General features: G+C 34.9%; 8 protein-coding genes and 1 CRISPR repeat array. Of the genes, 6 read left to right on the forward strand and 2 right to left on the reverse strand.

The features are described from left to right. The first annotated feature begins 93 nt into the window (after positions 1 to 93). From F0365_RS15595 to F0365_RS16705, 6 genes are all read left to right on the forward strand, one after another. Positions 94 to 675, forward strand: a complete 582-nt coding sequence (locus F0365_RS15595; RefSeq protein ID WP_169934552.1) for a GNAT family N-acetyltransferase — start codon at positions 94 to 96, stop codon at positions 673 to 675. Positions 676 to 1,763: 1,088 nt separating this feature from the next. Beyond that, complete coding sequence (gene cas9, locus F0365_RS15600; protein ID WP_169934553.1) at positions 1,764 to 5,957, forward strand: type II CRISPR RNA-guided endonuclease Cas9; 4,194 nt, start codon at positions 1,764 to 1,766, stop codon at positions 5,955 to 5,957. Positions 5,958 to 5,968: 11 nt separating this feature from the next. Next, the gene (gene cas1, locus F0365_RS15605; RefSeq protein WP_169934554.1) at positions 5,969 to 6,883 is read left to right on the forward strand and encodes a type II CRISPR-associated endonuclease Cas1; all 915 of its coding nucleotides are present in this window, start codon (positions 5,969 to 5,971) and stop codon (positions 6,881 to 6,883) included. Positions 6,884 to 6,896: 13 nt separating this feature from the next. Next, positions 6,897 to 7,238 carry a CRISPR-associated endonuclease Cas2 gene (cas2, locus tag F0365_RS15610; RefSeq protein ID WP_240961731.1) on the forward strand — a complete coding sequence of 114 codons (342 nt, stop codon included), beginning with the start codon at positions 6,897 to 6,899 and terminating at the stop codon, positions 7,236 to 7,238. 120 nt (positions 7,239 to 7,358) lie between these two features. After that, positions 7,359 to 9,524: direct repeats of the CRISPR family, unit length 46 nt; unit sequence ACTGTGAATTATCCTATAAAGATAATGCCTGAAAGCAATTCACAAC. 136 nt (positions 9,525 to 9,660) lie between these two features. Further along, entirely contained in the window at positions 9,661 to 11,061 is a 1,401-nt protein-coding gene (locus F0365_RS15615; protein WP_240961734.1) for an exonuclease domain-containing protein, read from the forward strand. A gap of 82 nt (positions 11,062 to 11,143) precedes the next feature. Beyond that, positions 11,144 to 11,269, forward strand: a complete 126-nt coding sequence (locus tag F0365_RS16705; RefSeq protein WP_262889017.1) for a hypothetical protein — start codon at positions 11,144 to 11,146, stop codon at positions 11,267 to 11,269. A 147-nt stretch (positions 11,270 to 11,416) separates the two neighbouring features. Here the strand turns inward: F0365_RS16705 and F0365_RS15620 are convergent, their stop codons facing one another. Beyond that, positions 11,417 to 11,917: a pyridoxamine 5'-phosphate oxidase family protein gene (locus F0365_RS15620; protein ID WP_169934555.1), complete on the reverse strand. Its 501-nt coding sequence runs from the start codon at positions 11,915 to 11,917 to the stop codon at positions 11,417 to 11,419. A gap of 266 nt (positions 11,918 to 12,183) precedes the next feature. Beyond that, positions 12,184 to 13,188, reverse strand: a complete 1,005-nt coding sequence (locus tag F0365_RS15625; RefSeq protein WP_169934556.1) for a YihY/virulence factor BrkB family protein — start codon at positions 13,186 to 13,188, stop codon at positions 12,184 to 12,186. Between the last annotated feature and the right edge of the window lie 50 nt (positions 13,189 to 13,238).

The following is a 13,238-nucleotide window of genomic DNA, read 5'->3' on the forward strand; positions in this document are numbered from 1 at the left end:
TTTGTCCATCCGGCCAAATATTCTATATTTGATTTATTTACGAACTACCATGTCCAAACGCCTACCATACCCTACCAAAATACTGCTGTCAATTTGAGAAAAGCAACTTACCTAGACAAAAAGCTAGTATCAGAAATATTAGTTTCTGCCTTTTTACCATTGAAAGAAGAAAACTCTATAAATCTTATCGTAAAACAAGACCGAAAAAGAACAGAGCGTATGCAGGTGTTAATGGAATACTTATTTGAAAGAGCCCTACTTTTTGGAGAAGTTTATATATCAGATAATGACAAAGCCTGTATCTTATTAAAATTCCCTCACCAAGAAAGAATTACGCCGAGAACCCTACTTCTAGACATTCAAATGGCATTTAAATGCATAGGCATAGAACGTATTTTTGGTGTGATAAAAAGGCAACAACTAGCGCATAAAAACTATCCAAAAGACGAACATATAAGACCTGTGATACTAGGAGTTAAAAAAGAATCTGACGGCAAGGGGACTGCTGCTCGTTTAATGATAGAAGTCAGAAATAAGTTTAAGAACAATCAGCTGCCAGTAATAATAGATACGGCCTCTGAAGCTCACGCAAAAATGTATCAGAAATTTGGGTTTAAAATCGTTAAAAAGGAAGAAAACCTTGGCTTTCCAGTTTACTTTTTACGGTTAAATTAATGGTTGATATAAATGTCAAAACAGTATAAGAGGGAGAATAAACTTTGGGTATAGGTAAACGTTTTATAAACTTCGGCAAGCCTGTGCTGAGTTTATCGAAGTGCTCAACGCATCGCTCTCGCTCTATCAATCATTTTTTTTGATCATTTTACTGCAAAAGATGATCGCTTGGAACTGTCTCGATGCTATTTAACTTGTCATACCCTTGCATAGAGGTATCGCTTGGAATCTTTCTCGATGTTTGTTGAAATGGTCTTTCTCGCAATAACTATCGGGATTGGGAAAAATGCCAACCTCTGCTTAGCTTACTTATACGGAGTATCGAAATGTCTAAGTAAGGAAAATGGGGATGCGATTCTGAAACTGACTTGATTTTAGGTTCATTATTAAAATTTTAATTTCCTTCTTAGCTTCTAGCTTCTGTTACTTTTTCGCATTGCTCCAAAAAGTAACCAAAAAGATATAACCTGTGGTACCCCTGCCTAAAAATTTCATTCATTGCGCTAAATAAAATTAAAACTTCATAGAAAGTATGAACTTGACGACCGCTTAACCCAATCTTTAAAGAGAGTCATCCTATTTCGTTTTCAACAAATTTTATTTTTAACGCTTCATTCTTCTCATTTTTCACAACAGACTTTCCAATGCCTTTTCTAAAAAAACAACTTTTTCATTTGTCATACCATTTCATAGTAGAATCGGCTAGCACTCTCTCAAAAGTTATTAGTACAAGTCTTTCCCTTCTTGCATCCGACGAGTGCAACGAGAGGAATGTTTAACGTCCACAGGCAAAAGGGTGTTTGCAGTGCTGGATCTTCTTATTCGTTCTCCATTTGTAACCTGTACGTTTATAAAATTGGTACTTACTTGGTTAGTATTTCAATAGTTTAGATCCAAAACCATTAATAAAAAAAACGATGCACCTAGGGTGCACCGCTTTGAATGTTTTCACAACGGAATAATCCTTATTGTGAATTGCTTTCAGACTGTAAATGTAAGAATTCTTTCATTAATGAACATTACGGGAAACAGTAAGAATTCTATTTTTCTTATTAATATATTTAGGGCTTAGATTATAAAATGAGTTTATGAAAAAAATATTAGGATTGGATTTAGGCACAACAAGTATAGGATGGGCACTAATTGAAGAAGCTGAGAAGAGAGAAAACTCAAAAATCATTAAGCTTGGCGTAAGGGTCAATCCACTTACGGTAGATGAAAAAATCAACTTTGAAGGAGGAAAACCTATTTCAACTAATGCTGATAGAACTTTAAAGCGAGGTGCTCGAAGAAATCTAGATCGCTTTCAACTACGTAGAGATAATTTAATAGAAATATTAAAAGAGCATAATTTTATAAATGATGACACTGCCTTGACTGAAATAGGTAAGAACACAACTTATGAAACTTTGTTTATAAGAGCTAAAGCGGCTAGAGAAAAGATAACGTTAGAAGATCTCTCAAAAGTGCTTCTTGCCATCAATAAAAAACGAGGCTATAAAAGTAGTAGAAAAACAAAAGAGGAAAGTGATGGCGTTGCGGTAGACGGAATGGCGGTAGCAAAAATATTATATGAATATGAACTTACACCAGGTGAATACACTTTTAGTTTACTAAAAAACAAGAAAAAACACATACCAGATTTTTATCCATCTGATCTTAAAGCCGAGTTTTTAGCGATTTGGGAAAATCAGAAAAATTACTATCCAGAATTACTGACACAGGCACTTTTTCTAGAATTAAAAGATAAGAAGAGTGGTCAGACATGGACTATTTGTTCCAAACCTTTTGAAATAGAAGGTAAATACTTGAAAGGTTCTAACGACGAACAGCGTTTACTAAAGTACCAATTTAGAAATGATGGACTTAAGGAACAGCTGGATCTAGAACAACTTGCCATTGCGCTACAAGAAATCAACAACGATATTGATGGAACAAGCGGCTATCTAGGAAAAATTAGTGATCGTAGTAAAATATTGATTACAGATAAAATTACAGTTGGTGAGTTTATGTATGATCAGATCAAAAAAGATCCACATACATCACTTAAAAACCAAGTGTTTTATAGACAAGATTACCTTGATGAATTTGAGCTCATTTGGAATACTCAAGCTGCGTTTCACAAACAGCTTTCTGATGAATTAAAGTCAGAAATCAGGGATGTCGTTATCTTTTATCAAAGACCCCTTAAATCACAAAAAGGACTTTTAAGTCATTGTATATTTGAGAGTTGGGAACAGGAATACTATGATCAAATTAAAGAAAAAACTAGAAAAAGAACCGTGGGTCATAGAGTAATTCCTAAATCCTCACCCCTTTTCCAGCAATTTAAAATCTGGCAAAACATCAATGACCTTGAGTTCAAATATATCGGTAAAAACATTGATGAATTAAAAAAAGAAGATCTCATTATTGATAAAAAATTAGTCACTCTAAAAATAGATCAAGAAGACAGAGAACTTTTGTTTAACGAAGCAAATTCTAAAGCAAACTCAAAAGGTAAAATAAGTACAACAGAAGTATTAAAACTACTAGGGCTTTCTTCAAAGGACTGGAAATGTAATTTCGAGGAGGGTATCAATGCAAATACAACCAATCAAAAGCTACTCGATGTGTATCAAACCATTGCTAACCGAGAAGGTTATGGTCACGACTGGAGCAAAAAAACTGGATCAGAGATTTGGGAAGAACTACAGGTTGTCTTTAACGATATAGGAATAGACAATGGCATATTAGGTTTTGACCCTTTAATAGAGGGGAATGAATACAGCAGTCAGAAGAGTCTGGAGTTATGGCACTTACTCTACGCTGCAGGAGATGGAGGTAAAGTACAAGAAGAGGACCAACTTATTTATGGAAATCAAGATGTTGCATTGAGAAAAAAACTACATCTTAAATATGGTTTTAAGCCAGAATACGCAAAAATGTTAAGCAATATTTCTTTTCCTAACGATTATGGAAGTCTTTCTTCTAGAGCTATTAGGAAGATCATGCCACATCTTATTGAAGGTCACGATTATTATGAGGCTTGTGATCTTGCGGGTTATAATCATTCTAACAGCTTAAATAAAGAAGAAAACGATAATAGAGAATTAGCAGACCATTTAGATCTCATAAGTAAAAATAGCCTGCGCAATCCTGTAGTAGAGAAAATACTTAACCAGGTAGTTAACCTAGTCAATCAAGTTATAGACACCTATGGAAAACCAGATGAGATACGGATTGAACTAGCGCGCGAACTCAAAAAATCTACCGAAGAGCGTAAAAAAATGACCCAGTACATCAATACAGCGACAAAACTAAATCTAGACATTGCCAAAACCATTCAAAAAGATTTTGGGTTCACACCTACTAAAAGTGATGTCGTGAAGTATAAACTTTGGGAAGAACTCTCTACGAGAGGATATAAATCACTTTTTTCTGACACGTATATTGCAAAGGAAGATTTATTCAGTAAAAAAATTGACATAGAGCATATTATCCCCAAAGCCCTAGTCTATGACGATTCCTTTTCAAATAAAACACTGGCATATCGCGAGGTTAATTTAAAAAAAGCTAATCGTACTGCCATGGACTTTATAAGTCAAGATAAAAGTAAGGATATCGAGGTTTATAAGGAAAGGGTTGAAGCCCTTTATGATAAAGGAAAAGGTGCTATTACTAAGGCAAAACGAGATAAACTACTCAAGGCTGCTGGAGATATTAATGAAGGTTTTATAGAACGTGACCTTAGAAACAGCCAGTATATCGCAAAAAAATCTAGAACACTTTTAGAAAAAGTTTGTAAAACCGTTACTCCTACCACAGGTATGATTACTGATAAATTACGAGAGGAATGGGGAATTATCAATGTGTTAAAAGAACTTAATCTAGATAAGTACAAAGCTTTAGGTCTTGTAGAAGTGGAGCAACGCAAGCATGGCAAGGAAGTAGAGAAAATTAAAGATTGGACTAAGAGAAATGACCACCGCCACCACGCGATGGACGCTCTTGCGGTAGCATTTACCACAGTAAGTCATATTCAATACATCAATAACCTGAACGCTAGAAGAAACACGCTTCATGAAAAACACAAGCTTATATTAGGAATAGAAAATAAGATTACAGAGATGGTCTTAAATAAGAATGGTAAAAACAAAAGAGTATATATAAAACCCTTCCCTAACTTTAGAAGCCATGCAAAAAAGAATTTAGAAGAAATACTCATCTCCTTTAAGGCAAAGAATAAAGTCGTTACCAAAAACATTAATAAAACAAAAAAAGAAGGTGGTTACAACAGGACAAAATCTCTTACCCCTAGGGGACAATTGCACAAAGAAACTATTTACGGTAAATCTTTGACTCCAGAAGTCAAAACTACTAAACTTAATAAAAGATTTGCTTTCGCGAAAGCGGAACATGTTATTGATCAAAAACAAAAAATTATCGTTTTAGAATATTTAAAAAAATACAAGGATGATCCCGAGCTAGCATTTGATGGTAAAACCTTGAAAAAAGACCCACTTTTATGGCACGATAAACCATTAACAGAAGTACTGTGTTATAAAGAAATCTATACCATAAGAAAAGATGTTTCACCCGATTTAAAAATTGACAAGGTTATAGATAACGGAACCAAAGAAATACTAAGAAAGAGGTTAAGTGAATATGGCAACAATGCAAAAGAAGCTTTTTCAAACCTTGAAAACAATCCTATTTGGCAAAATAAAGAAAGAGGTATTGCTATTAAAAAAGTCACCATCACAGGAGTTTCAAATGCTGTACCCCTGCACACCGCTAAAGATCACTTAGGTACTGATTTAATAGATGAAAACAACAACAAAATCCCTGTGGACTATGTAAGCTTAGGAAATAATCATCATGTAGCTATATATAAAGATCCAAAAGACAAATTGCAAGAAAAAGTAGTTTCTCTTTACGAGGCTGTGACCAGGTCCAACCAAGACTTGCCTATTATTGATAAAACTTATAATCAAGAACTGGGATGGGAATTTCTATTTACTATGAAACAAAACGAGATGTTTGTATTCCCAAGTGAAGAATTTGATCCAAAGGAAATTGATTTAATGGATGAGAAAAATAGACAATTGATCAGTCCTCATTTATTTAGAGTTCAAAAGATCGCAAATAAAAACTATATGTTTAGGCATCATTTAGAAAGTACGATAAATTATAACCTAGACTTTACCTATAAACATTATCAATCGTTGGGGCTCCTAGAAGGTTTGATTAAAGTTCGTCTGAATCATATTGGTCAAATTGTTCATGTAGGAGAATATTAAAATAAAGTGAAATGATAAAACGAACTCTATTTTTCGGTAACCCTGCTTACCTCAGCACTAAAAGCGAACAGCTGGTCGTTAATTTTCCTGATAAAGAGCAGGAAGAGAAACGCATCCCTATTGAAGATCTAGGGTACATTGTTTTAGAACATCCTCAAATTACCATTACTACAGGATTGATTAGAAAATTGGTAGATAATAAAACGGCAGTAATTACTTGTAATGCGCAGCACTTACCTACTGGTTTTTTACAACCTTTACAAGGTCATAGTGAGCAAACAGAGCGCTACCGGCATCAATTAAATGCCAGTATCCCGCTTAAAAAGAATTTATGGCAACAAACGGTGATGACCAAAATAGAAAACCAAGCCAAACATTTTAAAAAGATAGGGAAGAATCCGCTACGTTTAGAACGCTATGCCAAAGAAGTAAAAACAGCTGATCATGATAACCAAGAAGCACTGGCTGCGGCTTTTTATTTTCAAAATTTATTTGATCTTCCTGAATTTAGTAGAAACCAGAAAGGAGTGGCACCTAATGGCTTATTGAATTATGGCTATGCGATTTTAAGAGCCATTACCGCAAGAGCTTTGATCTCTAGCGGCTTGTTACCCAGTATAGGAATCTTTCATTCAAATAAGTACAATGCGTTTACCCTAGCAGATGATATTATGGAGCCTTACCGCCCATTTGTAGACCACATCGTTTGGGAAATGGTAACACGTGGTGAGGATATAGAAGAAGTTTCTACAACTCTTAAAGCGCAATTATTGATGATTCCTGCCATAGATGTTTTTATAGATGGTAGAAACAGTCCTTTAATGAACGCGATGAGCCGCACGACCAACTCATTATGGGAATGCTTTTATGGCAGCAGTCGCAAGATCAAATATCCAGAATTTCAAGGTAATTTTTTGAATAGGTAAAAAATGAGACAGCATGAACCATCTAGAAACGCTCAATCAATACCGATCTATGTGGGTGCTCGTATTTTTTGATCTTCCTACAGAAACACGACTCGAACGCAAAGTTGCCAGTGGTTTTAGAAAACGACTGCTAGACGATGGTTTTAATATGTTTCAGTTTTCTATTTACATACGCTTCTGCCCTAGTCGAGAAAACAGCGGCGTGCATATTAAGCGAACTAAAAACAACTTACCTAAAAAGGGAAAGGTATGCATTATGCAAATTACTGATAAACAATTTGGTATGATGGAATTATTTCATGGAAAAAAGGAAATAGAAAAAGATTTTGGGGATCAACAGCTAGAACTTTTTTAAGATTACCGCAGAAGGTATTAAACTGGATTCATTTGCTATCTATACGATAAGAATCAATCATTTTATACTATTCTAAAGCGCACTATAAAACACAGATACCCAGCAAAATATGCCGGGTATACTGTGAATTATCCTATAAAGATAATGCCTGAAAGCAATTCACAACTAAATATACATAAAAAAACCTTACCGATTAACTGTGAATTATCCTATAAAGATAATGCCTGAAAGCAATTCACAACACCATTTATGTAGGACCTAGAGTAAAGGGAACTGTGAATTATCCTATAAAGATAATGCCTGAAAGCAATTCACAACTAAACACAGATAATAAACTATATGCAGACAACTGTGAATTATCCTATAAAGATAATGCCTGAAAGCAATTCACAACGCCTAGGAATAATTCAATAAGCGACTGTCTACTGTGAATTATCCTATAAAGATAATGCCTGAAAGCAATTCACAACGCAAGCAGCGGATAAACTTATAAAAAATGACTGTGAATTATCCTATAAAGATAATGCCTGAAAGCAATTCACAACTTTGGGAAGATATAACATTAGGTAATTTTACTGTGAATTATCCTATAAAGATAATGCCTGAAAGCAATTCACAACCAGATATACGTAGTACTTTCCTTGATCTTCACTGTGAATTATCCTATAAAGATAATGCCTGAAAGCAATTCACAACGTAAAGGGAAGTAAGTTAACACTTGCAGAAACTGTGAATTATCCTATAAAGATAATGCCTGAAAGCAATTCACAACTTCAGCTAGTATACTTTGTTGGTCTTTATACTGTGAATTATCCTATAAAGATAATGCCTGAAAGCAATTCACAACTTGAAATACTTTGTTTCGCCTTGTGGAGAACTGTGAATTATCCTATAAAGATAATGCCTGAAAGCAATTCACAACTAAGTTCAAGCGAGAAAATATTACCGATAAACTGTGAATTATCCTATAAAGATAATGCCTGAAAGCAATTCACAACAAAATCACTCCATTTAACTTCTTCCCCTAGACTGTGAATTATCCTATAAAGATAATGCCTGAAAGCAATTCACAACGCGTTAACTTGCTTTTTAAATATCATACGTACTGTGAATTATCCTATAAAGATAATGCCTGAAAGCAATTCACAACACATGAGATAGAAGAAGGAGTAATAGATACACTGTGAATTATCCTATAAAGATAATGCCTGAAAGCAATTCACAACGTGTAAAGCAAGATCACGCCACAGTGTTAACTGTGAATTATCCTATAAAGATAATGCCTGAAAGCAATTCACAACTGACATTCAAGACAAAACAAAACCTTAGCACTGTGAATTATCCTATAAAGATAATGCCTGAAAGCAATTCACAACTGGGCTGGTAAGATCAAATCCATAACCTTTACTGTGAATTATCCTATAAAGATAATGCCTGAAAGCAATTCACAACGCCTGCTGCTTTACCTGCGTAGTTACTTCCACTGTGAATTATCCTATAAAGATAATGCCTGAAAGCAATTCACAACACTTCAGCTCTTAATACCGCGGTAAATTTAACTGTGAATTATCCTATAAAGATAATGCCTGAAAGCAATTCACAACACTATCTCTCACGTAAATCAAGAATACGGTACTGTGAATTATCCTATAAAGATAATGCCTGAAAGCAATTCACAACGCGTTACCTAACGGAGGATGGGACATAGCACTGTGAATTATCCTATAAAGATAATGCCTGAAAGCAATTCACAACATGCAGACGATGGAACGTTCACAGAAAACAACTGTGAATTATCCTATAAAGATAATGCCTGAAAGCAATTCACAACGTTGCCTATTTGAATTATCTTGCTGATGACACTGTGAATTATCCTATAAAGATAATGCCTGAAAGCAATTCACAACTATCAAGCATGGTATAAAACTACGCTTTTCACTGTGAATTATCCTATAAAGATAATGCCTGAAAGCAATTCACAACTTAACTTCTATTAATAATCAAATTTTAAAAACTGTGAATTATCCTATAAAGATAATGCCTGAAAGCAATTCACAACGCCATCACTTAACGCATTATTCCAAAAGTGACTGTGAATTATCCTATAAAGATAATGCCTGAAAGCAATTCACAACAGCGCCTCACTCATTGTCATTTGACGAATGACTGTGAATTATCCTATAAAGATAATGCCTGAAAGCAATTCACAACAACTACGGCCTAACTACAGGGGACTATGAACTGTGAATTATCCTATAAAGATAATGCCTGAAAGCAATTCACAAAGACCTGTCAAAAAATACTTGACAGTTCGGTACTGTAAATTATCCTATAAAAATAAACATTGTTAAAAGTAAGAATAGCATTCGTTTTTTAGGAATAATTCCATAATTTTGGAACATTTCCAAATAAAAGCAACTTAGTGAATTTTAAAGAACAGTATTATAGTGTTATCGATGTAGAGACTACAGGCAATAGAATGAGTAATAATCGCATGACCGAAATCTGTATTGTACGCATGCTGGGAAGCGAAGTGATTGAAAAATACACCAGCCTTATTGATCCAGAGAGTTTGATTCCCGATTTTATTACCGGCTTAACTGGGATTGATAATGAAATGGTCGCTGCTGCACCTCTTTTTTCTGAAGTGGCTGAAGAAATAGAACGCATGACGCGAGATTCTATTTTTGTGGCGCATAATGTCAACTTTGATTACAATATCATACGCAACGAATTCAAACGTTTAGGTTTTGATTTTAAACGTAAAAAGTTGTGTACCGTAAGGCTTTCTAGAGAATTGATTCCTGGAATGAATTCTTATAGTTTGGGAAAGTTGTGTCATTCTTTGGGAATCTCCCTAGAAAACAGACACCGCGCAGAAGGTGATACCGACGCTACAGTCACCTTGTTTCAGAGGTTATTAGAAATAGATCAGGATGGTGAAGAATTTGCAAAGTTTCTAAAAGGAAGCAATAAAGAAGGAACTTTTCCGCCGCATTTAGACCGATCTCAATTTCACGAGTTACCAGAAACTCCAGGTGTCTATTTATTTAAAAATCAGGCTCGCAAGGTTGTTTACGTCGGTAAAGCCATCAATATTAAGAAACGAGTGCTGTCGCATTTTTACTCTAAAGCGAGCAAGTCTTATCTGATGTGTCAGGAGATCTTTTATATAGAGCACATTCCTACGGGCAATGAATTGGTCGCCTTATTACAAGAAGCAGACCTTATCAAACAATACTACCCCAAATTCAATAGCGCCCAAAAAAAACCACGAGCAGCTTATCAAATCCTACATTACAAAAACCAATTAGGAGTTATTCAATTTGCCGTGGGGCTCGTGAAGTCTTATGACTATTCGGTAGTCACTCATTACGATCGAGCACATGCGGTAGAACAATTAGAACAACTCTGTGCCGACTTTAATCTCTGTCCGCGATATTGTAGTTTTAAAACTCCGGTAGATTGCACGGCTCACTACAAACTCAAAAATTGTAAAGGCGTCTGTAAAAAAGAAGAACTGGTAGCACTTTATAACATTAGAGCCACCCAAGCAATAGCCTCTTTACATAATCAAAACCCTAATTACATCATTAAACAACCAGGTCGCACAACCGAAGAAACTTGTTTTATAATGGTTAAAGACGGAGCTTATCAAGGTTATGGATTTGTTGATCAATACGCTTCTATAGCTACTATGGCCGATTGTGAGGACTATATCGATCGCAAAACAGCAAACTACCATACCAATCAGATCATACGCTCCTACTTGAAAAAATATGGAGAGCAAAATGTGGTCTTTGATCAACAAGTAGCCGTTTGATGTCAGTTACTTAGACTATCAAAAATTAGGAATTCTTTAGAACTTACTATGCGCGCATAGTAGTATCTTTACAAAAAAAGTGATGGACTTAATAATTTCTCCCAACGGATATAGCGATTACAAGCGTAAAGTATTAGAAGATAAGGAGGAATTTAATGAAAAACCTAAGGAAGAGAAGTATAGTATTCCTTTGCAGAGTCATTTGTAATAAAAAATGCCGACCCTTAGATCAGCATTTTTTCTATTTAAAAGATATTTTTCATCATTGCTTTTAAATAAGGAATCAACTTCTGGATTCATTATTAGATGTTGACATTGTTCGTACAGTATCTGAACTGTTTACCATTGTTATCGTTTACAGTTTTAGACTTCCAGAAACTCCCACTTCTGTCTCGTCGCCAGTGGCTTTTGTGTAAGCTAATTTTGCCAAAGTGATCAAAGCATTGGTTTTGTTATCCCAATAATGTCCCTCTTGCGGACTAAAAATTAGAACGGTTAAGGTTGGGTCATTTTTACTTTCAAACCAGTTGTCGTCTAAGTTATCGTAGTACTTATCAATTAATTCCCTGTTTTTTGATACCTCAGTTGTACCGTATACACTTAAAAATTCTTTGGACTTCACATCTCCAAAAATCAGTTGTGTCTCTTTATTTTTTTCGATATTAGCATTGTGCTCACTGGTAGATTTACTAAAGAAAATGACATCCCCATTATCGAGTATTTCTTTAGATCCCATAGGAATAGCTGGGACTGGTGCTTTTCTTAGTCCTGTCAGCATCATGGCTGTTTTAACATTTCTAGAAAGTTCTAGGTATTTTTCTATTGCTTCTCTTTGGATAAGGTTATCTGTACTCATAATTTTTATCTTAATATAATAAAAACAGCTGGTCTTTTTCTTAATAAAAGATGAATTAACGAGACTTTTAGAATTGAACAACAGCCATATACGCGTTATCTTTTGATGATTCTAATGTAGTTAAGAACCAAGTCAGGCATTCCCTTCTTTACCAAGTGCAAACTAGAAAACCTAATGAGCTGCTTAAAAGGTAGAATTTCCTACAACAGAAGAAATACGTCTCTTAAGTAGGTACTAAAATCTAATCTGAGGAAAGAGACTTACAACTAACGATCCTCACCGTCCTTAGTAGTATCGTCAACACTTAGAATATCTTCCATATCCTTATCAGTTACCTCTTCTCCTTTATCTGTGAATATGACCTTTTCCTTATACTTTAATGCTTTAGAACTAGGTTTGATTCCGTTATCATATCGATTTACGTAAACCAAAATGAACTCTGCTCCATAAAAAAGTATCAAACAAGAATAAGAAACCCATAACAATAACAAAACGATAAGTCCTGCAGCGCCATAAGCACTAGCTGGTGATGATTGTGTGAAATAAATCCCTAATAAAAATTTACCTGTTTCAAATAAAAGTCCTGTGAGCAAAGCACCTGGCCATACCATCTTCCATTGCAGCCTTGCATCTGGAAGGTATCTAAACATCAATCCAAATAAAATGGAGATAATTCCTAAGGAAACTAAGAAGTTAATAGCCATGGCTAGTTTTCCCAAGTAATCAGCAACATGAAGCTGGATCCAGTCTTGTAAAATGGCTATTACAGCAGATAAGACAAAACTAATCAAGATCAAAAATCCAAGAACTAAAATAAATCCAAAGCTTTTTACCCGGTCTGTAAGAATTTTCCACCAAGGTGTTTTGGGATTGATTTTTAATTTCCAGATTTTATTGAGAGCTAGCTGTAGTTGGTAAAAAACTCCAGTGGCAGCAAATACAAGAGTCACCAAACCTATCACATTTGCAAACCAACTCTCATTATCTAAACGTGCTGCTTGCAGTATGTTGTTGAGATCTGAGGCGGCATCATAACCGATGAAGGATGTTAAGCCATTTGTCAAGCGTCCTGTAGCAATTTCATCACTCCATACCGTACTGATGATATTGATGATAATGACAAGGAGACCAGGTAGGGCTAAAATAGCATAATAAGCAATGCTGGCACTCAATTGCCATACATCATCTTCATTCCACCTTTTTGCACTGCTCCATAAAAGTGAAGGCACATGTTTCCATTTAAAAGATTCTAATGCAGTTTGTTCGTTCATATAATTCTAAATAAAGTAGAAAAGTCTTAAATCACCACTAAAATTAATTA

The organism is Nonlabens sp. Ci31 (assembly GCF_012974865.1).
In the GTDB taxonomy this organism is placed as follows: domain Bacteria; phylum Bacteroidota; class Bacteroidia; order Flavobacteriales; family Flavobacteriaceae; genus Nonlabens.